Source organism: Verrucomicrobium sp. BvORR034 (assembly GCF_000739635.1).
Lineage (GTDB): Bacteria > Verrucomicrobiota > Verrucomicrobiia > Verrucomicrobiales > Verrucomicrobiaceae > Verrucomicrobium.
This window is the reverse complement of record NZ_BATQ01000045.1, coordinates 38,800-61,705: the sequence shown is the minus strand read 5'-3', so window position 1 is coordinate 61,705 and position 22,906 is coordinate 38,800. Positions and strand designations below refer to the sequence as shown.

General features: G+C 59.6%; 21 protein-coding genes. 11 read left to right on the top strand and 10 right to left on the bottom strand.

What is annotated here, in order from left to right; all coding sequences use genetic code 11:
* Window positions 1-18: 18 nt before the first annotated feature.
* Window positions 19-1,056: an anthranilate phosphoribosyltransferase gene (trpD, locus tag BV034_RS07850; protein ID WP_050025789.1), complete on the bottom strand. Its 1,038-nt coding sequence runs from the start codon at window positions 1,054-1,056 to the stop codon at window positions 19-21.
* A gap of 165 nt (window positions 1,057-1,221) precedes the next feature.
* Between trpD and BV034_RS07845 the strand changes: the two genes are divergently transcribed.
* The gene (locus BV034_RS07845) at window positions 1,222-1,779 is read left to right on the top strand and encodes a YqgE/AlgH family protein (RefSeq protein WP_029190758.1); all 558 of its coding nucleotides are present in this window, start codon (window positions 1,222-1,224) and stop codon (window positions 1,777-1,779) included.
* Between the two features lie 572 nt (window positions 1,780-2,351).
* Here the strand turns inward: BV034_RS07845 and metG are convergent.
* The 6 genes from metG to BV034_RS07815 form a co-directional block, all read right to left on the bottom strand.
* The gene (gene metG / locus BV034_RS07840; protein WP_050025787.1) at window positions 2,352-3,935 is read right to left on the bottom strand and encodes a methionine--tRNA ligase; all 1,584 of its coding nucleotides are present in this window, start codon (window positions 3,933-3,935) and stop codon (window positions 2,352-2,354) included.
* 70 nt (window positions 3,936-4,005) lie between these two features.
* On the bottom strand, window positions 4,006-4,362 hold the full coding sequence (locus BV034_RS07835; protein ID WP_050025785.1) for a tetratricopeptide repeat protein: 357 nt from the start codon (window positions 4,360-4,362) through the stop codon (window positions 4,006-4,008).
* Window positions 4,363-4,403: 41 nt separating this feature from the next.
* The gene (locus tag BV034_RS07830; RefSeq protein WP_050025783.1) at window positions 4,404-5,960 is read right to left on the bottom strand and encodes a peptidyl-prolyl cis-trans isomerase; all 1,557 of its coding nucleotides are present in this window, start codon (window positions 5,958-5,960) and stop codon (window positions 4,404-4,406) included.
* Between the two features lie 110 nt (window positions 5,961-6,070).
* Window positions 6,071-9,940, bottom strand: coding sequence for a tetratricopeptide repeat protein (locus BV034_RS07825; protein ID WP_050025782.1), 3,870 nt, complete (start codon window positions 9,938-9,940; stop codon window positions 6,071-6,073).
* 132 nt (window positions 9,941-10,072) lie between these two features.
* Window positions 10,073-10,723, bottom strand: a complete 651-nt coding sequence (locus tag BV034_RS07820) for an NAD(P)H-dependent oxidoreductase (protein WP_050025780.1) — start codon at window positions 10,721-10,723, stop codon at window positions 10,073-10,075.
* 104 nt (window positions 10,724-10,827) lie between these two features.
* Window positions 10,828-11,952, bottom strand: a complete 1,125-nt coding sequence (locus BV034_RS07815) for a citrate synthase (RefSeq protein ID WP_050025778.1) — start codon at window positions 11,950-11,952, stop codon at window positions 10,828-10,830.
* Window positions 11,953-12,213: 261 nt separating this feature from the next.
* Here BV034_RS07815 and BV034_RS07810 point away from each other — a divergent pair, with 261 nt between their 5' ends.
* Window positions 12,214-13,467, top strand: coding sequence for a hypothetical protein (locus tag BV034_RS07810; RefSeq protein WP_050025776.1), 1,254 nt, complete (start codon window positions 12,214-12,216; stop codon window positions 13,465-13,467).
* A gap of 46 nt (window positions 13,468-13,513) precedes the next feature.
* Window positions 13,514-14,263, top strand: coding sequence for a DUF2238 domain-containing protein (locus tag BV034_RS07805; protein ID WP_265592756.1), 750 nt, complete (start codon window positions 13,514-13,516; stop codon window positions 14,261-14,263).
* Window positions 14,264-14,357: 94 nt separating this feature from the next.
* Here BV034_RS07805 and sucD read toward each other — a convergent pair whose 3' ends face one another.
* Genes sucD through sucC form a run of 3 tightly spaced genes read right to left on the bottom strand, consistent with a single transcriptional unit; the run spans window position 14,358 to window position 16,899 of the window.
* Window positions 14,358-15,266, bottom strand: a complete 909-nt coding sequence (gene sucD / locus BV034_RS07800) for a succinate--CoA ligase subunit alpha (protein ID WP_050025774.1) — start codon at window positions 15,264-15,266, stop codon at window positions 14,358-14,360.
* Window positions 15,267-15,308: 42 nt separating this feature from the next.
* Window positions 15,309-15,686, bottom strand: coding sequence for a VOC family protein (locus tag BV034_RS07795; protein ID WP_050025772.1), 378 nt, complete (start codon window positions 15,684-15,686; stop codon window positions 15,309-15,311).
* A 25-nt stretch (window positions 15,687-15,711) separates the two neighbouring features.
* Window positions 15,712-16,899: an ADP-forming succinate--CoA ligase subunit beta gene (sucC, locus tag BV034_RS07790; RefSeq protein ID WP_050025770.1), complete on the bottom strand. Its 1,188-nt coding sequence runs from the start codon at window positions 16,897-16,899 to the stop codon at window positions 15,712-15,714.
* Between the two features lie 166 nt (window positions 16,900-17,065).
* On the opposite strand from sucC, the gene BV034_RS07785 reads away from it, so the two are divergent.
* The 8 genes from BV034_RS07785 (at window position 17,066) to BV034_RS07750 (ending at window position 22,871) form a co-directional block, all read left to right on the top strand.
* A complete protein-coding gene (locus BV034_RS07785) occupies window positions 17,066-17,512 on the top strand; it encodes an ATP-binding protein (protein ID WP_050025769.1) in 447 nt (148 codons plus the stop codon).
* Entirely contained in the window at window positions 17,509-17,865 is a 357-nt protein-coding gene (locus BV034_RS07780) for an STAS domain-containing protein (RefSeq protein WP_050025767.1), read from the top strand. The genes BV034_RS07785 and BV034_RS07780 overlap by 4 nt, the downstream gene beginning before the upstream one ends.
* An 18-nt stretch (window positions 17,866-17,883) precedes the next feature.
* Window positions 17,884-19,827, top strand: coding sequence for a SpoIIE family protein phosphatase (locus tag BV034_RS07775; RefSeq protein WP_081887653.1), 1,944 nt, complete (start codon window positions 17,884-17,886; stop codon window positions 19,825-19,827).
* A 99-nt stretch (window positions 19,828-19,926) separates the two neighbouring features.
* On the top strand, window positions 19,927-20,601 hold the full coding sequence (locus tag BV034_RS07770; protein ID WP_050025763.1) for a 16S rRNA pseudouridine(516) synthase: 675 nt from the start codon (window positions 19,927-19,929) through the stop codon (window positions 20,599-20,601).
* Between the two features lie 656 nt (window positions 20,602-21,257).
* On the top strand, window positions 21,258-21,764 hold the full coding sequence (locus BV034_RS07760) for a hypothetical protein (protein ID WP_050025759.1): 507 nt from the start codon (window positions 21,258-21,260) through the stop codon (window positions 21,762-21,764).
* Window positions 21,765-21,820: 56 nt separating this feature from the next.
* A complete protein-coding gene (locus BV034_RS35845; protein WP_265592755.1) occupies window positions 21,821-21,979 on the top strand; it encodes a hypothetical protein in 159 nt (52 codons plus the stop codon).
* Between the two features lie 2 nt (window positions 21,980-21,981).
* Window positions 21,982-22,230, top strand: coding sequence for a hypothetical protein (locus BV034_RS07755; protein ID WP_265592754.1), 249 nt, complete (start codon window positions 21,982-21,984; stop codon window positions 22,228-22,230).
* A 119-nt stretch (window positions 22,231-22,349) separates the two neighbouring features.
* Window positions 22,350-22,871, top strand: a complete 522-nt coding sequence (locus BV034_RS07750; protein WP_050025756.1) for a hypothetical protein — start codon at window positions 22,350-22,352, stop codon at window positions 22,869-22,871.
* Window positions 22,872-22,906 lie beyond the last annotated feature (35 nt).

Here is a 22,906-nt window from a genome sequence, read left to right as displayed (position 1 = left end):
CCCTCTTCCCTCTCTCCCCTACATCCAATCGTGCAGCGCCCGCAACTTGGCGTGAGCGGCACCGCGATCGAGGAGTTCCTCGGCCATGGCGCGACCTTGTTTCAGGTCCTCAGCCTTGCCCACAATGACAAAGCCCGCGGCAGCGTTGAGCACCGCCAGATCCCGACGCGCTCCTTTGATGGTCCCGGCGAGCACGCCTTCCAGAACATTGGCGTTTTCAGAAGCCGCCCCACCTTCCAGCTCGCTCAGGCTTCCCTTGGGGAAGCCGTGGTCAGCGGCATTCATTTCAAATTGGCTGATGGTACCGTTCTCTACCTTGGCGATGGTGTTGTTCCCAAGCGTGGAGATCTCGTCCATGCCGCGACCGTCTTCGGTACGCCCATAGACAACCCACGCCGCCTTGCGGCCGAGACGCTGCAGAATCTCTGCAAACACTGGCACCAGCTTTTCATCAAACACCCCTACCAGTTGGTAAGGCGGCCGCGCAGGATTCAGCAAGGGGCCCAGAATGTTGAAGATGCTGCGCTGCCCCTCTGCGGCCAGGAGTTTCCGGGCCTCCAACACTGCCTTGAAAGCGGGATGATAAATCTGGGCGAAAACAAAGCCGATCCCCACTTCACGCACACAGCGGGCGAGCTCCGCGGGAGGAAGATCAATCTTCACGCCCAGAGCCTCCAGCACATCCGCTCCGCCGCTCTTGCCAGTGATGCCACGGTTCCCGTGCTTGACGATTGACACCCCGCCAGCGGCGAGGATGAACATGGCGGTGCTGGAGACGTTGAACAGGTTCAGTTTGTCCCCACCTGTGCCTACGACATCCAGCATGGGTCCGGAGAGCGTGGCCGGATCGATCCCGGGAGACAGCGCATGCTCCAGAAACTCATTCACAAACCCGGCAATCTCGGCAGGCTTCTCCCCTTTCTGGGCCAGAGTACGCAGAAATGACGCCTTGCAGGTGGCCTCAGGCTCCGGATCAAGGAGGAAGGCGGCAGCTTCCCTCACCTGGGCGGGCGTCAGATCGTTTCCGGCTTTCAGATGTTTCTCCAGTTCTTGCATGCGAGAATACTGGGACAGGGCGGAGAGGCGCTCAAGCCTCAAACATCAAACTTCGCGTCATCTCCGAGAGTCGTATCCTTGATGTAGATTTACCGGAGGCTTCTTGCCATGCCGGGCAATGCACATTATTCTGCCGCAGGGCCAACCTTTTTCTGTCATACCCTCATGAATCTTGACGACAGCAAGCCTGAGTCCCTCAGTGGTTCGCTGCTGGTGGCCTCACCCGCATTGCGGGATCCCAATTTCTTTCACACGGTGCTTCTGCTTGCCTCGCACAACACCGAGGACGGAGCGTTTGGCTACATCCTGAACCGGCCGCTGGACAAGCGGGTGGCCGACCTTCTGGATGACAAGGATCTGGGACGTCTCGGTGAGGTTCCCGTGTTCCTCGGCGGCCCCGTGGGCACCAACAAACTTTCCTTTGCCGCCTTCAACTGGAACTCCAAAAAACGGGAGCTGCGGATGCAGACCCACCTGTCCACGGAACAGGCCATGAAGGAGCTCGACAAGGGCCGCTCCGTGCGGGGCTTCGTCGGCTATTCCGGATGGTCAGAGGGCCAGCTGGAGAATGAGCTGGAACAGAACTCCTGGATCACCTGCGCCCCGCTCTCCAAGATCGTGACGGCCCAACCGTCCACCGACTTGTGGACCACGGTGCTGGATGACCTCGGCCCTTACTACAAGCTCCTGGCCCGCATGCCGGCGGATCCGTCGTTGAACTGAGGTAGTTGTCCCTCTGACCGATTGCCGAAGGCATCTCAGACGGTAGCCAGGGGTCGAGGGAGCAACACGACCGAAAACCCCTGGACGTCCGTGAATTGAATGCATCCTGAAAGGACGCCAGAACCGCGGCGTCTCTCGTCTGGCACCACTTTCAGGGTGCAGGGAATAACTCTGCTTTCCAGGGGCATGGGCTCGTCAAACTCGCCCGGCCCCTAGCTACCTTCGGCATGGAGTGGCCCGCTTTGCGAAAGATGGTCTGGACTTCGACTCCCCGGACGCACTGTGGAGCAGGTGCTCCGCCTGCTTCGAGTGAGATGTGCCAAAAAATACACCATTCAACCACGGGCCGATATGCCGAAGGCATTCCACATGGTTGCCAGGGCTTGAGCGTAGCGATACCACTGCGAAACGCGTTCAATTTGTGCCCCCCTGAAAGGGGTGCCAGAGGCGTGGCCGCGGACGAGAAACGCCGCAGATCTAACATCTCGCTTCAGGATGCATTTTCCCCCGCTGGGACTTCAGCTTCCGATCGTTGGCCCCCACGGTGGGAACCAGCCTCAGGGCCCAAAGTCCTACTTGGCCTCAGCCTCCCCAAACTCGATGCGGGGGAACAACGGAACCGGCAGGCCATGCTGATGCCCCTCGGGCAGGAGTCCCCAGGCAAGATCCTTTACCTGGAACCCCTCGGCAGGAGTCCAGCCCAGCTGGGTCTGAAGCTTCTTGCAGGCTTCAGGCATGATGGGGCTTAGCAGGATGCTCACGTGTGCCAGGGCTTCTGCCAGATGGTAGAGCACACTGTCCAGACGGGCGGCCTGCTCCGGATCCTTGGCCAGCTTGAACGGCTGGGTCAGGTCCACGAACTGGTTCGCATGGGTCACGATCTTCCACGCCTCGGCGATGCCGTTGTGGATTGCCCAGTTGTTCATTTCCTCGATATACGCCGCCGGAGCCGCTGCCACCGTCTGGCGCAGGGCCTGGTTGATCTCATCGTCGTAGCCGCCGCCCGTGGAGAGCGCGCCCTCACGGTACTTCTGGGACATGTTGAGCGCACGGTTCAGGAGATTGCCCAGTCCGCGAGCAAGCTCATTGTAGGCAATCTGCATGCGCTCCTCGCTGAGGTCGGCATCATAACCCGTGGCCATGTCCCTCATGAGGTAATAGCGCAGGGCTTCAGGAGTAAACACGTTGGACACCTCGTTGGGGTCCACGACGTTCCCGAGCGTCTTGCTCATCTTCTGCCCCTTGATGTTCCACCAGCCGTGGACAATGAGCTTGGGCATCTGGTCATCTGCGAAGCCCAAGGCATGCAACATGATGGGCCAGTAGATGGCATGCGCCGGCACGAGAATGTCCTTGCCGATGACATGGGCATCGGCAGGCCAGATGCGTTTGAACTCAGGAAGCCCCTCATTGCCGACCTCATCCGAGAGGTACCCGGCGAAGCTGATATAGTTCGTCAACGCATCGAACCACACGAAATTGACAAACCCCTCGTCAAAAGGCAGCGGGATGCCCCAGCTCAGACGCTCAACCGGCCGGGAAATGCACAGGTCCTGTCCCACTGAGTTTTCGAGGGCATTGAGCACGTCGTTGGTGCGGAAGGCCGGGAAGATGAAATCCGGGTGGGACTTGATGTAGGCACGCAGCCAGTCCACGTGCTCGCTGAGCTTGAAGAACCAGTTTGACTCCTCCAACTCCACGACTTCGCCCCATTCCTCACCAAAGGTCCCGTCTGGACCACGTTCTTTGTCCGTGAGGAACTGTTCCTGGCGCACGCTGTAGAAGCCCGTGTAACTCTGTTTGTAGAGCTGACCGGCATCATGCAGCTTCTGCAGCATGGCCCGCACGACTTTCTTGTGAGGCTCCGCGGTGGTGGCAGCCCAACCATCATAGCGGACACCCAGCTTGTCCCAGAGCTCAATGAACTTCTGCGAAATCCCGTCCACGAAGTCTTGAGGGCTGATGCCAGCCTTGTCGGCGCTCTTCTGCACCTTCTGGCCATGCTGATCCACCCCGGTGAGGAAGTACACCTCACGCCCGTTCAGCCGCTGGAAGCGGGCCATGACGTCCGCCAACACCTTCTCATAAGCATGGCCGATGTGCGGCGGTGCATTGGTGTAGTCAATGGCGGTCGTGATGTAATAGGGCTTGGGCATGGACCTCCTTCCATGCTGCAAAAAGCTGCCTCTGTCATGGGGAAAAACGCCCCCGAACGGTCGCTGGCGACTAGGCTCCGTCTTTGGGAGCCTGCACAACTTTGCCACCCAGGGAGAGGATCCGGGCCTTGCCTTTGGCGTCTTCTGCCTCGGCAATCTGGCCATTCTTCACGTACATCTGGGACAGGGCGGTCCAGGCCAGAAGGTCGTTGGGGCGGAGGGTGGTGGCCATCAATCCAGCACCGATGGCCTCTTTGACCTGTCCTGATTTCAGCAGGGCCATGCCCAAGGCATGCCAGCCGTCAAAGTAGGCCGGATCCAGCTCCACCGAGCGTCGGTAGAGGGTCACGGCCTCCTCGATTTCTCCAATGGCGACGAGGCCGCTGGCCTCGTCATAGAGGAAGTCGCGATCGGGGTTGTCACTCATGTTCACATGCGTTGGCCACCCCGATCTCAGGGATCTGGCGATTACTGAAGGCCAAGAAGGCGGCGCTGAAGCGGGTCGGCGTTTTCCTTGGCCTCGTCACGGCGACGCTGGAACCAAGCGCGGAAAATATCACCCTGCATCATGCCGTCGAGGGACTTCTCAATGTTGGCCTTGGTGGTAGCGCCGTCTTCGCGCTTGCGAAGCTCCTTGGAGATCACGTACACGAGCAGCACACCGTTCTCGGTCGGCAGGGGCTTCGTGAAGCTGCCAGCCGGGGTGGTGCGGGTCTCGGCAGCGATTTCGCGGCCGTTGGTGCGGTCCATCAGCGGATTGGACGGGGAGAACTCAGGCAGCTGTTGCGGTGTGAGGTTGGCCTCCTTGGCCGCCTCTTCGAACGTCTTGCCACCCTTGATGGCTTCTTCCAGCTTCTTGCGGGCCTCGCTGGCCGCCTTCGTCATCAGCTCCTGGGCTTTCTGGGCGGTGAGCTGTTCCGTGATTTTTTCCTTCACGTCAGCCAGTTCCTGCTGCTTGGGCTCTTCTTCCTGCGTCACGCTGAAGAAGTAGTAGCCCTTCGAGCCTTCCACCGGATCGCTCACTGGACGGTTCTTGGGATCAATGCGGAAGATCTCGCTGATGAGGCTGGGTTCTTCTTTCAGAGCCTCAGGAGGAGCTTCCATGGTGAAGAGGGCCTCCGTCTTGAGCTCCACCTTGGCGTTCTTGGCCACGTCTTCAAGCTTTGCTCCTGGGGCAATTGCCGCCACACCGAAGTCGTTCACCTTGGCAGCAAACTCGTTGCGGGCCTTGACGGTGTCTTCTGCATTGAGCTTCTCCACATCCGGCTTTGCGAACAGCACATAGGAAATGGCGCGCTTGGGTGCGGTTTTGAATATTTCCTTCTTCTCTTCGTAATACTTGGCGATCTCTTCATCCGTCGGCTTGGCGTCTTTCTTGAAGTCGTCCGTGACGAAAGGGATGGAGGCCGCTTTGACGGTTTGGAACGTGGAAGCGTAGAGCTGCTTGGAAACGTTGTTGTTCAGCACGGCGTTGCCAGCCACGATCTCATGCAGGCGCTGGAAGCCGATCCAGTCACGCAGGACATCGAAGACATCGGTGTCACGCAGCCCCAACGCACCGATGTTGTTTTGGAACTGTTCAGCCACATTGCCATCAAAGTTGCCATCTTTGCTTTGGAAAATAGGAAGCTTCCGGAAGGCTTCACGAGCCTCTTCGTTGGTGGCTTGCACCCCGTTCTTCTCCAGTTCCTCACGCAGCACCAGGAGGTTGAACGCAAAGTCCACCGGGATCATCCCCTCAGCCTGATACTTCTGAACCACAAAGCCCATGGTGCTGGCGAAGTCGCCGCGACCCGTGGGAGAAGAAAGCCCCATGCCGTAGGCCAGACGGTACAGGCGATCCAGGCGGGAGTGTTCGGCAAAGGTGTGTTCCTTGCCGTAGATCGTGAACGCCGTGTCCTCAGCGGAATGCATGCCCGGCTCTTTCCGATTGGTCTGCCCTCCCCAGAAGGTGAACGCAATGATGATGATCGCGGCAAGCGAGATCATGATGGGCTTGGTCTGGCGGCGAAGAAACTCGAGCATGGGAAGCGGGGTGTAGAGCGAGCGGCGAAGAAATGCCGCCCGCAGTCACGGTCAATCAGTTTTTACAGGGAAGCGCAGGCTTGGAGCGGTCAAATGCCCTCCATCAGCCATTAATAGGGGACAGTGGCGGCGGTTTCCCGGGTCTGCACCGCCGGGTTGGGGGCCTGGGTGTCCCGGATCAGCTTGTCCATTGTAGGATCAGCCTTCACTCCGCGAGCCAGGGCGTTTTTGTAATGCTGTCTGGCGAGAGCCCAGTTGGGAGGATTCGCAGTGGCATAGAGCACTGCCAGATTGAAGTGGGCATCTCCGTAGCCAGGATCGATGGCCAGCGCCCCCTTGAACTCGGCCTCCGCCTTCGCGCGGTTGCCCATCTTGGTGGCGATGATGCCCATGTAGTGACGGGAGCGGGCGTTGTCATTGCTCTTCTCCACACTCTTGGCGAACATGGCATAGGCCTCGTCCATCCGGCTCTGCTGGAAGTAGCTCACGCCCAGGCGGTAGAAGGCCACGGGATTCTCGGGATCATAAACGAGGCATTTCTGCAGCATAACCTCCGCCTCCTCATACTTGCCTTCCTGCAGGCGAATGCCAGCCAGGCTGGTGAGCGCGGTGATGTTCTTGGGATTGGCACGGAGCACGTCCTGGTAGGCGACAGCGGCCCCCGCGTAGTCGCTGCGAATCAGCACCTCTTCCGCATGGGCCATGAGGCGCTCTTCCTCAGACGCATCATAAGCAAGCACGCGGCGGGGGGCCGCAGCGGCACCGGCTGAGGCGGGAGACCGACCACTGGTGGTCTCTAGCGTCACATTCACCCCGCTGGCAGCGAAGATCTCCTTCAACTGGGGTTCGCTGAAGAGAGGCTCTTCCTCCACGGTGACCATGATCTTGCCTGCCGTCATCTCCTCAAGATTCTGCATGAGGGCGATGGAGGAGCTCTCAAGCTTCTTCATCTCGCCAATGACGATCTCCTTCGCCTGACGCTGGCGCTCCTGCTGGCGCAGCTGGCGCATGATGATGTTGCGGAGCATCTCGTTTTCCTGGGAAAGTCGGGCCGATTCTCCCGGACTGACCGCGCCAGCCACCTGGGTCTTCGGCTGCTTGTCCAGCTCACGGCTCAGTTCCTTGAGCTTGACGGTGAGATCTGCCACCTGGGTCTGGTAAACGGTGTTTTCCTGGCGCAGCCGGACCAGTTCCCCTTGGATGCCGGTGATCTGAGTCTTCAGAGCGGTGATTTCCGCGTCCTTGCGCAACCCTTCGTCTTTTAGATTGGCCACGTGGAGAGAGGCCTCCTCGAGCTGATCTTTGAGGCGCTGGTTCTCCGTCATCAGACGGCGCAGGTCCTCGGGCTTGGGAGCATCCTTGGTGGCGGCAGCAAGAGCCGCCTCCAGTTTCCGGTGCGAGGCATCCTTCTCCGCAAGCTGCATACGGAAGTCATCGCTGCGAATGGAATCTTCAAGCTTGGTCTCGGCCAGTTCCTGCTGGAGCTGCTTGTAGAGCGCTTCTTTGTCAGCAAGCTGCTTCTTGAGTTCGTCGGCCTGCTGGGCCATGCGGCGAGCCGCTGCCAGATCGATCTCCATCTTCACGAGGTCTGACTCAAGCTTCTTTTCCGTGGCCGCCTTGCTGGCGGAGAGCTTGGCCATCTCCTGGGACTGGAACTTCTCCTTCTTGGTGCTTTCGAGCTCCTGGCGCACTTTGGCAAGATCTGCCTCCATCTGCTTCTGGGTGGCATCCTTCTCGACAATCATTCGCTTCATTTCCTCCGCCAGCGCCGCACCACGACGGGCCTCCACGAGCTCGGCCTCCAAACGGGTCAGCTCATCCTGCAGCTTCTTTTGCAGCACGTCCTTGTCCACCATGGCCACGCGCAACGCTTCAGCCTCAGCGGCACCTTGTTTGGCCGCAGTGAGTTCAGCCTCCAGCTTCTGCTGGGTGGCCTCCATGGAGGCGATGCTCTTCTTCAGGTCCGTGGACTTCACGGCCGTGTTGTTGGCTGATGCCAGCTCCACCCGCAGCCTCGCCAGATCACCTTCAAGCTTGGATTGGAGCGCATCCTTCTCCATGATCGTCTTCTTCAACTCGGCTGCCTCTTTCGCCCCTTTTTGGGCCAGGGCCAGATCCGCCTCCAGCTTCTTCTGGGCGGCTTCTTTCTCGTTGATGGACTTCTTGAGGGTCGATGCCGTGGACGCATCGGTTTTCGCCGTGGTCAACTCCTTGCGGGCAGCGGCCAGGTCCGACTTCACCTTGGTGAGCTCTGCCGAAAGTTTTTCACTGGCCTCATCCTTCTCCTCGATGGAGGACTTCAAGCCGGGCACTTCTCCTGCGGTCTTTTTGGCGGCAGCAAGCTCCCCTTCCAACTTGGTTTGCAAGGTTTCCTTCTCCTTGATGGTCTTGCGCAGGGCGGAGGCACCTGCCGCATCAGCTTTGGCCGTCGTCAGATCTTTGCGGGCAGACTCCAGATCCGACTTCACCGTGGCCAGCTCCGTTTCAAGTTTCTTGCCGGCGGCATCCTTCGTGGCGATCGAGGCCTTTAGCTCGTCCACTTCCTGGGCAAACTTCTTGGCGTCGGCCAGTTCGGTCTCCAGCTTCTTTTGAAGCGCTTCCTTTTCCGTGACGGTGCGACGCAGTTCAGCGGACATCACCACGCCTTTTTTAGCTTCGGCGAGGTCCACTTCCACCCGGGCCAGATCGTTTTCCAGCTTCTGGCGCTCGAGATCCTTCTCCGCAATGGTCTTCTTGAGCTCATCGGACAACATGGCGTCCCGACGGGCGGAGGCGAGCTCAGCTTCCAGGCGACGCTGGGCCACGTCCTTCTCGGCCATGGTCTTTTTTAGATCCTCGTTCTCCTTGGCCTTCAGCTTGGCATCGGCGAGTTCAGACTCCAGCTGCTTCTGGAGTGTTTCCTTCTCGGTCACGTTTTTCTTAAGCTGGACGGACATCGGCGATCCGCTCTTTGCACTGCGCAACTCCCCCTTCAGCGTCTCGATCTCACCTTCCAGGTTCTTTTGAGCGGTTTCCTTTTCCGCAATGGTCTTGCGCAGATCGAGCGCTTCCTGAGCCCCTTTGCGCGCCTCGACGAGGTCAGCCTCAAGTTTCTTCTGGGCAGTGTCCTTGTCCGCCAGGAGCTTTTTGAAGTCTTCCGGCTTGTCCTTCTTGATGACGTCGATCTCGTTTTCCAAACGACGCTGAGTTTCCTGAAGGGACTCCTTCTCCTTCAGCAAGGAATCCATCACCTTGGTGGACTCCGTGAGCTGATTGGTGGTCTTTTCCAGAAGATCCGACACCATCTTCACCTCGTTGCGCGCCTTCTCCAGTTCGGACTTGGAGGTCGTGTCGCGAGTCTTGGTCGCCTGGCTCAGGGAATCGACCTTCTCATTGAGGTCTTTCATCTGGCGCTCCAGGAGCATTTTCTCCTGCTGGGCGCGGTTCTTTTCCTGAAGGGTAGCGTTGTAGCTTTCGTCGTAGGCCTTGATCTGGGCGGCCATCTCCGCGTTCTTGCGCTGCAGGGCAAGGTACTGCTTGGTGAGGTCTTCCACTGCCATATTGCCCGGGGGCAATGCAGGAGGGATCTCACCAACTGGAGGACGCGACACACCGCCGCCGCCGGTTGCTCCAGGGGAAACCGTCTTGGGGCTAGCCGGAGCCGGAGCCGTCGGCGCGGCCGCTACGGGAGCAGGCCTGGCTCCGCCGAGTTTGGCGGAAAGCTGTTCCAGGGACTGTTCAATCGCCTTGAGGCGATAGGTCACCACTTCTGGCTGCCATTGCGGAAAATTTTGCGAAACCTTGGCGACCAGTTGCCGGGCTTCTTCGTATTTAGCTTGAGCACCAGCCAGATCGTTTGACTGCTCCAGCTTTTCCGCCTCGTTTTTCAGCATGTAGCCCCTGAAGTAGAGCTCGCCGGCCTCGCCTCCACCGCTTTGCGCCAGGACGGCAAGCGGGCCGATGGCCAGCCAGCACAGTATAAGGGAAAGATAAGTGCGCATGATGGGAAAGGAGTCGGGATCATAAACTGCCGCCCTCCGCTTGTCTATCAAGCGGAATGCCACCCGGTTCCCTGATATTTGTGGATTCCCACGGGAATCCAAGGACTTTTTTGCGCTAAAACGCCGTGGATTTCAGATATGCTCGATCACATCTTCGGGTTTGAACCGCACCTTGGGCAAGTAGGCATAGCGGTCATCCTCTGATCGATAGCCTGCCGGACAGAGCACCGCAGTGGTGTAGCCGCGGGCGGCAAGTCCCAGCGCTTCGTCCATCTTTGCGGGAACAAATCCCTCCATGGGACAGGTATCAATGCCCAAAAGGGCCGCCGCCGTCATGAACTGGCCCAGGGCGATGTAGGCCTGGCACTTGGCCCACTGCGTGAGGTCCTCCTGAGGCAATCCATGCACCAATGTCTTCATGACCATGTTTTTGAAGCCCATGAGCGCGTCTGGAGTACCGCCCCGAACCTCCGCCATACGGAAGATGTTGGCATCCACATCCGCCTCGGCATAGCCGTTGCGCACCGCCAGGACCACGAGGTGTGAGGCATCCGCCACCTGCCGCTGACGCCAGGCGTGAGGCACCAAGGCCTCCCGCACCTCGGGGTTGGTGATGACCAGAAACTTCCAGGGCTGAAGCCCGTAGGAGGAAGGCGTCAAGACCAGCGACTCCTCCAGCACCGCCCAAGTCTCTGCTGGGATCTTCTTCGAGGGATCAAACACCTTGGTGGCGTAGCGCCACTGGAGGGCCTCAATGATGGATGAGGAAGCAATGGGAGTCATGGACGGGGATACGAAACAAAAAGAAAGGGCCCAGATAAATCCAGGGCCCTTTGATTCAAAACGCCCCGGACCAGCCGGTCCGAGGGCGCTACATCCACCTCGTCCTAGCGCTCGTCAATGGGAAGCACTTTCTGCCCATAGGGTCTGCCCACGTACTCGCTCAACGGGCGGAACAGGCGGTTTTCGGACCACTGCTCCAGCACATGCGCGGTCCAGCCGCTCATACGGGAGATGGCAAAGATGGGAGTGAACAGGTCGGTCGGGATGCCGAGGCTGTAGTAAACCGTGGCGCTGTAGAAATCCACGTTGGCATTGAGCCCCTTCTGGTCGCGCATGATGGAGGCGATGCGCTCAGACATCTGAATCCACTTGGGCTCGCCCAGCTGGTTGCTGAGCTTGATCGCCATTTCCTTGAGGTGAGGCGCACGGGGATCCAGCACCTTGTACACGCGGTGGCCGATGCCCATGATCTTCTTCTTCTGAGCCAGGGCGTCCTCCACCCAGGAGTCCACCTTGTCCACGTCGCCGATTTCCTCAAGCATGTGGATCACCCCCTCGTTGGCACCACCGTGAAGCGGCCCCTTGAGGGCTCCAATCGCGGCGCTGATGGCCGAGAACATGTCCGAAAGCGTGGAGGCCACCACGCGAGCCGTGAAAGTGCTGGCATTGAAGCCGTGCTCGGCATGCAGCACGTAGGCTACGTCGAGCGTCTGCTCAGCCTCCTTGCTGGGTACTTCACCCGTGATCAGATAAAGGAAATGCGCAGCCTCACCAAGATCCTTGCGCACGGGCGGCAGGGACAGGCCTTGGCGGGAGCGATGGAAGTAGGCGGCGACAATCCCGATCTGGGAAACGAGCTTGATGGCGGTGGCGAGTTCCGCCCCCATGTTCAAGTCATGACGCTGAGTGTCATAACAGCCAAGCATGGACACGGCGGTGCGCATGATGTCGATGGGCTTGGCCGACTTCGGAGCATTAACGAGGAAATCGATCACGCCCTGGGGCAACTCACGCTCCGCACGGAGGGCGGTGGTCAGCGCGTCCAGCTCTGTCCGGTTGGGCAGGCGTTGGTGCCAGAGGAGGTACACCACTTCCTCGTATGAGACTTTGCCAGCCAGCTCATTGATGTCGTACCCGCAATAAAACAGGATGCCTTCCGCACCCTTCACTTCGCCGAGCCGCGTTTCCGCAGCAACCACACCTTCGAGACCTTTTGATACGACAGCCATGACAGAGAGTTGGTGAACGTTGAAAAAGTATGCCCATGATGCCTCCGCTTGGAGATCCTGATCCAAGCGCGGTCACGTCAGGATTGTGTTAACTGCGGGGCGGATTTCACTCAAGCGAAAACCGCGCCATCCGAGCCCCGATTTGCGCTTATTCCCCCAACTTCCACCTTGGCAAACCTGAGGCATACGGCGGCCTCTACAGACATTCTTCTTACAATTTCCGATTTCCCCTGATTCCCCGGCAAAGACTACGCTAGGATCATGAAAACCTCGATCTTGACCCTGGTGGCAGTCATCGCGGCAAATGCCATCGCCTTGTCGGCCGAAAACTACTACGTCCATGAGTGGGGAACGATGACCCAAGTCGCGGGATCAGACGGAGCGCCTCTCCAATGGTACCAACCCTCGGCAGATCTCGCCGGGTTACCAATCTTCGTCGGGAACAACCCCTTCCAGGGCAAAAGCGTAGCCGGCACTCTGCTGCGCATGGAGACGCCGGTGTTGTACTTTTATCCTCAGGCTCCCATGAAGGCCACGGCCGGCGTGACCATGGAGAGCGGCCGGATCACCGAGTGGTTCCCTTATCCCGCAACGTTCCCTTTCGCCCTCACCGCGAAGACGGGCGAGCCAGTCAACCTTGCGACCCCAGTGGAGTGGCGGTTTGAGCTGCTGCCTCCGGATGACAAGACGGCACTTGCCCAGATTCCCCCCGCGCCTCGCGGCCGGGGCGATCACTATGCTCACGCCCGGGAGGTGCCCGACGCCTGGATTGTCCGCTCCACCTACCCCACCGGCTCGACGCAGGCAGACAAGTTCATCTTCTATCGTGGTGCTGCGGACTTGAGAATCCCCCTGCTTGTCACCGCCCCCTCGGATACGGAACTGCGACTGATCAACACCTACTCCGAGCCCATCACCGGAGCATTCCTGCTGCGAGTGGAGAACAACCGGGCCTCCTGGCGCAAGCTGGACGCCCTGCCTGTGGCACCGAAGGACTCTCCAGCGCTGGCGATTGAGCCACCGGCCACTGCCGTGGACGAGGCGGCCACTTCATTGGCAGAAGCCGTGAAGCAGGAGCTCACCTCCGCGGGACTGACCTCTGCCGAAGCTGCCGCGATGGTCGCCACCTGGAAGGAAGCCTGGTTCAAGGAGCCTGGCACACGGGTCCTGGCCCTGCTGCCCGAAAGCTGGGTCAACGCGGTGCTTCCCCTGAAGCTGTCCCCGACACCCACGAAGGTAAAACGGGTCTTTGTCGCGAGAATGGAAGTGTTTCCCCCTTCACAGGAAAAGGCGCTGGCCGCCTTGCTGGACCAAGCCGTGACAGAACGCGCCACTCCTGCCCTCGCAGCAGCTTTTCAAAAGCTCCAGATGGGGCGGTTTGGCTCTGCCGGACTCGAGCGGGCTGCGGCGATGAAACGAATGGCCCTACAGAACGCCTTCTACGATCTGCAAGCCAGTGCCCAGAAGCTCCAGGCTACTGCCGACGGCACCCCTCCGTCAGTTTCCTCCAGATAGACGTCGCTGAGAACTGCCCGCTTGACGCCGGGACCACCGCCCTGCCATGCTTGTAGCCATGGCAGGTAACGCGGCAGCATCACCGCCAACCAACAACGGGGGCGCAACACTCGCCGCCAACCAGAAACACCGCCGCCATGTCCTGCGGCTGGCCGGGATCTTTTTGTTGGCGATCCTGCTTTCTGGGTGGGGTCCCCACTACCGTCACGACTGGCTGCTGGAGAATGCCCTGATCCTGGTCGCGATCCCAGTGCTCTACGCCATCTACCGGAAGCTCCCCTTCTCGCGTCTGTCCTGGACCCTGGTCTGCATCTTTCTCTGCCTGCACGAACTGGGTGCCCACTACACCTACGCAAAGGTGCCCTACGATGCCTTTTTCCAGAACACCTTCGGCTTCTCGCTCAACGACGCTCTGGGGTGGCAGCGGAACAACTTCGACCGCGTGATCCACTTCATGTACGGCTTCCTCCTGGCGTACCCGATCCGCGAGATTTTCCTCTCCCTCGCCAATGCCCGGGGGTTCTGGGGTTATTTCCTTCCCCTGGATCTCACCCTGTCCACCTCCGCCTTGTTCGAACTCATCGAGTGGGCCGCGGCAGAGGTCTTTGGAGGAGACCTCGGAGCGGCCTATCTGGGCACCCAAGGAGATCCCTGGGATGCCCACAAGGACATGGCACTGGCGGCTCTAGGAGCCTTGATCGCCATGGCCGTCACCGCCATCATCAACTGGCGGTATCACCGCGACTTTGCCCGCGAATGGGCGGCGAGCCTGAGGGTGAAGAGGGGAAAACGTTAGACGTTATGGGTTAAGGGTTAGGAGTTGAACTTCGGCACCACAGCGCCAGCCCACTCTTAACCCCTAACACCCAACGCTTAACATCCAACCCCTTCTACAACTTGCCCATGACCCGAAGGAGGGTCACGGCCATGTCAGCCGGGGAGTCCGAGACGGCAATGCCACACTCGGCGAGGATCTTCTTCTTGGCCTCTGCGGTGTCTTCTTCACCGCCCACGATGGCACCGGCGTGGCCCATGCGACGCCCGGGAGGGGCGGTGGCTCCAGCAATGAAGCCAGCGATGGGCTTCTTGCAGTTCTCCTTGGCCCAGCGGGCAGCCTCAGCTTCGGCGCTTCCACCGATTTCACCGATCATGATGATGCCTTCGGTTTCCGGGTCTTCGTTGAACATCTTCAGCACGTCGAGGTGGGAGGTCCCGTTCACCGGATCGCCACCGATGCCGACGCAAGTGCTCTGGCCGTAGCCGCGGGTGGTCAGCTGCCAGACAGCCTCATAAGTGAGGGTGCCGGAGCGTGAGACCACGCCAATATTGCCGCGCTTATGAATATAACCCGGAGCGATGCCGATGCGGCAGCCGCCGTAGGACTTGTCGCCAGTGCCAGGAGTGACGAGGCCGGGACAATTCGGTCCGATCAAGCGGGTCTTGCTGCCCTGCATGACGGACTTCACCTTGATCATGTCATTGACCGGGATGCCTTCCGTGATGCAAACCACGAGATCGAGTCCGGCGTCCACGCCTTCCAAGATGGCATCGGCAGCGAAGGGCGGCGGCACAAAGATGACGCTGACGGTCGCCCCGGTCTGCTTCACCGCTTCATCAACGGTGTCATAAACCGGCACCTTGTGGGTGCCGTGATCGAACGTCTGGCCGCCCTTGCCGGGAGTGACACCCGCCACAAGCTGAGTGCCATAATCGAGCGACGCTTTCGCGTGGCGTGAACCAAAGTCGCCAGTGATACCCTGGACGAGAATACGGGTGGAGGGATCAACGAGAATAGACATGGGGAAAGGGATAAGGGAAAAGGGTCAAGGCAAAAGGCTGGATTAAGAATGTCCCGCTTTTCGTTTATGGATGCAGATGGAGTTGCCGTCGGGATCGCTGATGAGCGCCATGTGGCACACGGGAGATTCGAAGGGCTCGCTATAGAAGGTGACGTTCTTGGACTTCAGCCATTCCAGGGCTTTGTCGAAGTCCTCCACCTCAAGGGCCACGCCACCGCCATCCTTGCTGGGCTTCCAGTCAATACTCATGTCCGTGATCGCCAGGACATGAGGGCCAACTTCATACTCAACCCACCCGTGGCCATCGTGTTCGAACACAGAAGCCGGGGTGAGATTGAGCGCCGTTTCGTAGAATTCACGGGCTCGAACCAAGTCGGTCACAGCGTAACCGGTGAAGGCAAATTCGGTGACTTTGAGCATGGCGGTGGTGGGAAGAGGTTAAGAGTTATGCCGCCGCAACAGCCGCGACAATTTTCTGCGCCGCATCCGTCAGGTCATCTGCACCAGTGATGGCGAGACCGCTCTGGGCGAGGGTTTCTTTGCCCGCTGCGACGTTGTTCCCCTCAAGGCGCACCACGAGCGGCAGGCTGAGGCCGGTTTCCTGGGCGGCGGCGATGATGCCGGTGGCAATGACGTTGCAGTCCATGATGCCACCAAAGATGTTCACCAGGATGCCCTTCACGTTGGGATCGCCAAGGATGATCTTGAAGGCTGCTGCCACCTGGTCTTTGGAAGCGCCACCTCCAACGTCGAGGAAGTTGGCAGGCTCGCCGCCGTGGAACTTGATGATGTCCATGGTGGACATGGCCAGACCGGCGCCGTTCACGAGGCAGGCAATGTTGCCATCCAGACCGATGTAGCTGAGGCCGAACTCGCTGGCTGCCACTTCGCGGGGATCTTCCTCGCTGGTGTCACGCAGCGTTACGATGTCCTTCTGGCGGTAGAGGGCGTTGTCGTCGAAGTTGAACTTGGCGTCCAGAGCCACGACCTGATTGTCGGTGGTGATGGCCAGGGGGTTCACTTCCACCAGGGAGCAGTCGCTCTGGATATAGAGTTTATAGAGGGCGGTGAACAGCTTCACCGCCTGGGTCATGAGCGCGCCGCGCAGACCAAGCGCGGCAGCGATCTTGCGGCACTGGTAGGCCTGAAGCCCGAGCGTGGGGTGTACGAACTCCTTGATGATCTTCTCTGGAGTCTTCTCCGCCACTTCCTCGATGTTCATCCCGCCTTCGGTGCTGGCGATGATGGCATGGCGGCTGGTGCTGCGGTCGAAAAGGATCGCGAAGTAGTGCTCCTTGGCGATGTCCACCGACTTGGCGATGAGAACCTTGCTCACCAGTTTGCCTTCTGGGCCGGTCTGGTGGGTTACCAGCGTCTGGCCGAGCATCTTGCCAGCGATTTCCTGGGCTTCTTCAGCGGTGTTGATGACGTGCACCCCGCCTTTGAAGCCGTTGGTGAAGGTCCCCTTGCCACGGCCACCCGCATGCACCTGGGCTTTCACGACCAGTCCGGTTCCTCCGATTTCGCGGGCGGCCGCTCCGGCCTCCTCCGCGGTGGCTGCCACTTTCCCCTTCGGGGTGGCGACTCCAAACTTCTCAAAGAGTTCCTTGGCCTGGTATTCGTGAATATTCATGGAAAAATGCCGTTGAATCTGCGGTGAACTGCACCTTGTACGGGAGACCGCGACTATGGAAACTGGCGCTCAAGCGTCAAGCAAGGAACCCAAGGAACTTGTGAAGTCCCTCGCGCGCCTCGGAATGCCTGCTTGCACAAACCCTTAAGCAAGCAATAATTCCGCCATGCGGCCCGGTAGCCTCAGCACCAAGCTCAATGTCCACCTCCGCGAGACGGAACTGGTGGGCAAGATTGTGCGGGAGTTCGGCCAATGGCACGATGTGCCAGAGCAGACGGTGTTTCTGGTCAAGCTCTCGCTCGATGAGCTGGTGACCAATATCGTGGTCCACTCCGCCGGACAAATCCCCTGCGTGCGGGAGATTGTGCTCCGCCTGACCACCAACCAGCACGAACTCTGGGCGGAGGTGGAGGACGACGGCTGCGCCTTCAACCCCCTGGATCTCCCCATCCCGGATGTTGCCGCGCCCCTGCAGGATCGCTCCCCGGGCGGCCTCGGCATTCACCTCGTCCGCAGTCTGATGGACCGGGTCAATTACAAGCGCATTGGCCAGCGCAATCTGCTCGTCCTGTCCAAGAAAGTGACTCAGTCCTCCGCCGTCGAACTGCCATGACCCTCGAATCCGAAATTTTGCCCGATCTGACGCTGGCCAAGCTGAGTGGCCAAGTGGACACCCTGACTGCCACGGAACTGGAAATGAAACTCGGGGACCTTGCTGAGGTGACAAAACGCGCTCTCCTGGTGGACTGCTCGGATCTCACCTACATCAACAGCGCGGGCCTGCGGGTCTTCCTGATCGTGGCCAAGAAGATGGAAACGGCTGGTGGCCTTTGCGCCTTCTGCAGCCTGACCCCGAACGTGCGCCTCGTGTTCGAGACCATCGGATTCGACCGCATCCTCAAGCTGTACGAAAACAGGGCTGTGGCGCTTGAGCAAATAGCCCCACCCCAGGCGCAGGCCGCCTAACACCCCTCTTTTCTCCAGGTGTTGTTCAGGCGGCTGCTTCAGGGATCTCTTCAATCGCGGTTCACGCGGCTGATCGTCATTCCCTCGGCCGCCTTTTTGCTGCTCGTGCTGGGTCTGGTGACGGTCCGTATTTTCCGGAGCGCCGTGGAGCAGGCCCAGGCCGCGGCTCTGAATCTCGCCCGCATCCATGCCACGAAGCTGGACCGGGCTCTGGCCGAGGCCGCCCGCGTGCCGGACATGCACGCCCGTCTGCTGGAGAGCGGGTTGATCGAGGATCAGGAGACCCTGCATCGCTATCTGACGGACGTGGTCTCGCGGACAGGGGGCATTTACGGGAGCTGTCTCGCCTTCCAGCCCAATACGTTCGCCCCCGAGGAGCGCAACTACTGCCCCTACGCCTACCGCTCCGGAGGCAAGACGGAGTTCTCGCTGCTAACGCCACCCGCCTACGACCACTTTCTCTGGGACTGGTACCAGCAGCCGAAGCGGCTGGGGCACGCCATGTGGATTGAGCCCTTCTTTGATGAAGGCGGCGGCAATGTGCTCATGATCACCCGGGCGGTGCCGTTCTACCACACCAAGCCGGATGGCTCGAAGGGCGATTTCAAAGGCGTCGCCACGATCGACATCTCCCTCGACCAGATCACCGCCGGGCTGAGTTCCGTCAAAGTGGGTGAAACGGGCTACGCGATGCTCTTGAGCACTGAGGGACGCATCATCGCGTGCCCAGATGCCTCCAAGGTGATGAAGGTGCGACTGGAGGACCTCAATCCGGTGCTGGCCCATTCCATGATGCCGGGCAGCGAGGGCTTCATTAACACGTTCAACCCGCTCGACCAGAAGGAGGCGTGGGTGGCCTTCGCCCCTGTGCAGACGGCCAACTTCATGCTGGCTCTGGTGTACCCGGCTGATGAGGTCTTTCGCAATGCCTACCGGCTGCTGGGGGAAATGCTCATCATTGTCTTTGTGGCGGTGTCGGGCCTCTTTGTCAGCCTCTGGCTGGTGGCACGCTCAGTGAGCCGCCCGGTGAACAAGCTGGCCGCAGCGGCACGCAGGATCGCCGGGGGCGATCTGGACCACCGGTTCAACGAGGCGGTGAACATCGATGAAGTGCACGACCTTGCCTCGGCCTTCACGAAGATGACGCGGGATCTAAAGATGCGAATGGAAGAGCTGCGCCACACCTCCGCCCTGCGCGAGCGGATGGAGGGGGAACTCAACGCCGCCCGCCGCATCCAGATGAGCATGCTGCCCAAGCAGTGGTCGGACCGCGCCGACTGGCCGGAGCACGCCTCGATCGCCCTGCACGCCATCATTCAGCCGGCCCGCGAAGTGGGGGGCGATTTCTACGACTATCGCTTCCTGGATCCCGAAAGGCTCTCGATCCTCATCGGTGACGTCTCCGGTAAAGGGGTGCCGGCCGCCCTCTTCATGGCCATGACCCAGACACTCTTCCAGGCGCATGCCAGCCCGGAGCGCACCGTTTCAGGCATCATGACCAGGGTCAATGACGCCCTCTGCGACGAGTCTCACACGGGCATGTTTGTGACCTTGCTTTACGCCGTGCTCAACGTGCGTACCGGGACCCTGGAGATCTGCAATGCCGGTCATCCCCCACCCTACCGCCTCAGCGCCGCCGGAGAACTCGATACCATAAAGAGCGACCGCAACCCTGCCTTGGGCCTGGTGCGCAATTTCGACTTCAGCACCGGCAGCTTCCAGCTCACCCCCGGAGACCGGCTCTTCTTCTACACCGATGGCGTCACCGAGGCCTTCAACACCGCCAAGGAACTCTACACTCATCAACGCCTGGAAAACCTGCTGGTGGCCAACGGCAACCTCAGCGTGGACCAGCTTACCCAGACGGTGATTGCCGACGTGCAACTCCACAGCCTGAACCATGAGGCGTCGGATGACTTGACCGTGCTGGCGGTAGGGTATGTGGGAAGAAAGCAAGGTTAGGCGTTAAGGGTTAGACGTTATGAGCTGGCCGCCCCATGTGCTACGCTCAACTACAGCCCCTCTTAACTCATAACCCCTAACTCCTAACCTCCCCCTTTCATGTTCCTCTCCCGACTGATTGCCAAGCACAAGGGCATGGGGAGGACGGCCGCGATGCAGGCCATTGCGGGGAAAAAGGTGAAGGTGGATGATCGGGTGGTGACGGATGGGCAACATGAGGTGGATCGCTTTTCCACTGTCTGGCTCGATGACACCCTGGTTCAACAGGGCGAGCAGGCCCTGTACATCATGCTGCATAAACCGGTGGGCTACCTCAGCGCCACCAGCGATCCCCAGCATCCGACGGTCCTGGAGTTGATCGACCATCCCGCGAGGGAAACCCTTCACATTGCCGGTCGACTGGACCGCAGCTCCTCAGGCCTGCTGCTGCTGACCAATGACGGACGCTGGTCGAAACGCCTTACTGAGCCGGATGAAAAGGTGGCCAAGGTCTATCTGGTCGGAACCGCCGAACCCATCGCGCCCGAGGCCGTGGAGCTGTTTGCCAGAGGCTTCTATTTTCACACCGAAGACCTGACCACCCTGCCGGCAGAGCTGGAGATCCTCGGAGAGCGGCTGGCGAGAGTTACCCTGCATGAAGGACGCTATCACCAGATCAAGCGCATGTTTCACCGGGTGAGCAATCGTGTCGTTTCCTTGCACCGCGAAAGCATTGGATCACTGGCGCTGCCGCCGGATTTTCGGCCGGGGGAGTGGCGGGAGATTGTTCCGTAGACGTGCAAGGGGCTACCGGATCTCACCACTCTTGCCAAATCGTTCGACCTTCACGATAAACCTTCCATGGAGGCGTGCCTGATTTTGGTCCAGCACGATACAGCCACGTTTCATATTCAACCAGGAAATTGAATTGATCCATAACCATCAAAACCACCAACAGCCCGACCCAGGCCGCCCGAGCGAGGCCATGCAGCCTGCTCTTAGCCCCACCAAAAACGACCAAACATGTAGGAACCAGATAGAAGGCTAGCATTCGGGGTTGAGTTCCCACGTGGGGACAGGGGTATCTTCCGGCGGACTGCGTCACGATGTAGCCCATAGCTAGCGACAAAGTGATCAACGACATCAGGAGATACAAGGAGTACATTTTGGCGAAGATTGCTCTCATCGAAATCTGGGGACTGTGATTGCTGAATCCAGCAGAATGTTCACGCAGGCTTCCGTCAACGAAGAAACCATCAGTCTCGCTCAAGCACTCGATCTGTTATACAAGAACGACCTAAACTAGCTACGTCGTCCTTTTGGAACATAGCGCCCTCCGCGCTCTCACGAAGGCAGACACAAACTACCGAATACAGCAGGAAAAGTCGTGCCACCTGCCTCGATGAACCTGCAACTGTAGTCATCATACACCGAGCTGAGCAACAGATTCCATGGACTCGTTTCCCTTCATCATTTTTGCCCTGGCCGCCGCAGGGGTAGCAGCCCATCTTCTGACAAAGTGGATCGCACATCGCACGGAGGCCCCTGAGTTTCGTGAGTCACCCACGGATGAGCCCCCCTCCCCTCCCCCGGGGTCCAAGAGCTGGACCATTCAGGAGCTGGTGACGTCCAAGATCCACTGGAACACTCCGGTGGACGAAGTGCGGGCGTGGTTGGAGGAAAAACATTACATCTCCGGAAAAGACGCTGACCGCATGCTCGCCATCGCCCAGCGAAAGAGAAAACTGGCGGTGCGGGAGAGGGCACTCTACGGCATGTTGATCTCCGGAGTGGGAATGGTTGCCACTGGCGTTCCGACCGCCTTCGCCGCAGTGGGAGGGGTGCTTCTAGGAGGGAGGACGCTGGCACTGCTTGCCGTCTTTTGCATCTGTGCCTTCTGGTTTCTCAAGTGTCTGCTACGTCTCATCACCGGCAACACCAGTGCGCCGGTTGATTGATAGCTCAGAGCCAAGAGCAAACCGGTGACACCTAGCCCTTTCTAAAGTTCGGTATCGTGAATGTAGAGGGCATCCCCTTCGACATCATGGACCCGGAAAAGAGCTCGCTGGGTGGCAATGTCATCGTGCTGAAAGGCGGGCCACCCGAGTCCTTCGCCAACACACTCCCCCAGCGTGTGGAGATCCCGGTGGGCTATGCAGCGAAGAAGCAATGACCGTGAAACTGACGTACGCAAACGGCAAGGTCGACGAAGTGGATCTTCGTGATGGCATCGTCTTTACAGACTACGTGGGTGATGTGAAGGTGCCAGGTTCCAAGTTCGCGGATGGCCTGGTCAAGAACAAGAGCCTGCGCTGGTTTACGGTTTCACTTCAACCCGATTCCCCTTTCACGAAGGTGGAACTCTCCAGCCCTGGCGGCGGTCCGGCCGCGACCACGGTGGCAGTGACGGCGGAGTTGCAATAGCCCAGACTGCGAGCCGGTTGTGAGACATCAGAGTGAGCCACAACCGGGCTGCGGAATCCCCGGGAGAAGGACGTCTTTCTTCTGGGATTTCGCACGCTCTGTGCTAGGAGTTCAGTCATATGATGCTCATTCTCGGCCTCGGAGCTTTGGCATTCATCGCCCTCGCGATGGCCAAAGGAGTGACGCGTTGGTTCGTGGACCGACAGATCGATCCCCTCTTCGCGCCGCTTCCGGAGGAGGACACCAAAACCGATCCCAATGCCCCCAAGGCGGCCCCTCATCAATGGACCATCCAAGAGCAGGTGAACAACAAGGTGGACTTGCAGACGCCGGAGTTCGAAATCCGTGTGTGGCTGGGTGCCAAACATGGCATCGTGGGTGACGAAGCAGCAGCTTACATTGAGAAGGCCAGGAAGCGGCAATCCGGCTCCGTTCGCGGCAAGTCGGCACTCGCCATGCTGGCCTGCCTGGCCGTGATGGTAGCCACGGCGATCCCCGTCGCGAACGATTTCAAGAATCGTGAAATCGTGCTAGCCAAGGACGCGCTGCTGCTCATGGGCATGAGTTTCAGCACCATTCTTTTCGGCCGCTACCTCATCCGCACGATCACTGGCAAGAGCGACGAATCCGTGCAGTCCTGAACCCGCCGTTTTTACCGGTGAGGAACGGTCGCGTG

Bases quoted from the DNA above. Each gene is read 5' to 3' on its own strand.
- sucD (WP_050025774.1), bottom strand. From the start codon at position 15,266: ATGTCTATTCTCGTTGATCCCTCCACCCGTATTCTCGTCCAGGGTATC.
- BV034_RS07770 (WP_050025763.1), top strand. From the start codon at position 19,927: ATGTTCCTCTCCCGACTGATTGCCAAGCACAAGGGCATGGGGAGGACG.
- BV034_RS07810 (WP_050025776.1), top strand. From the start codon at position 12,214: ATGAAAACCTCGATCTTGACCCTGGTGGCAGTCATCGCGGCAAATGCC.
- BV034_RS07780 (WP_050025767.1), top strand. From the start codon at position 17,509: ATGACCCTCGAATCCGAAATTTTGCCCGATCTGACGCTGGCCAAGCTG.
- metG (WP_050025787.1), bottom strand. From the start codon at position 3,935: ATGCCCAAGCCCTATTACATCACGACCGCCATTGACTACACCAATGCA.
- BV034_RS07805 (WP_265592756.1), top strand. From the start codon at position 13,514: ATGCTTGTAGCCATGGCAGGTAACGCGGCAGCATCACCGCCAACCAAC.
- BV034_RS07845 (WP_029190758.1), top strand. From the start codon at position 1,222: ATGAATCTTGACGACAGCAAGCCTGAGTCCCTCAGTGGTTCGCTGCTG.
- BV034_RS07785 (WP_050025769.1), top strand. From the start codon at position 17,066: ATGCGGCCCGGTAGCCTCAGCACCAAGCTCAATGTCCACCTCCGCGAG.
- BV034_RS07830 (WP_050025783.1), bottom strand. From the start codon at position 5,960: ATGCTCGAGTTTCTTCGCCGCCAGACCAAGCCCATCATGATCTCGCTT.
- BV034_RS07815 (WP_050025778.1), bottom strand. From the start codon at position 11,952: ATGGCTGTCGTATCAAAAGGTCTCGAAGGTGTGGTTGCTGCGGAAACG.
- trpD (WP_050025789.1), bottom strand. From the start codon at position 1,056: ATGCAAGAACTGGAGAAACATCTGAAAGCCGGAAACGATCTGACGCCC.
- sucC (WP_050025770.1), bottom strand. From the start codon at position 16,899: ATGAATATTCACGAATACCAGGCCAAGGAACTCTTTGAGAAGTTTGGA.
- BV034_RS07820 (WP_050025780.1), bottom strand. From the start codon at position 10,723: ATGACTCCCATTGCTTCCTCATCCATCATTGAGGCCCTCCAGTGGCGC.
- BV034_RS07750 (WP_050025756.1), top strand. From the start codon at position 22,350: ATGATGCTCATTCTCGGCCTCGGAGCTTTGGCATTCATCGCCCTCGCG.
- BV034_RS07760 (WP_050025759.1), top strand. From the start codon at position 21,258: ATGGACTCGTTTCCCTTCATCATTTTTGCCCTGGCCGCCGCAGGGGTA.
- BV034_RS07825 (WP_050025782.1), bottom strand. From the start codon at position 9,940: ATGCGCACTTATCTTTCCCTTATACTGTGCTGGCTGGCCATCGGCCCG.
- BV034_RS07835 (WP_050025785.1), bottom strand. From the start codon at position 4,362: ATGAGTGACAACCCCGATCGCGACTTCCTCTATGACGAGGCCAGCGGC.
- BV034_RS07795 (WP_050025772.1), bottom strand. From the start codon at position 15,686: ATGCTCAAAGTCACCGAATTTGCCTTCACCGGTTACGCTGTGACCGAC.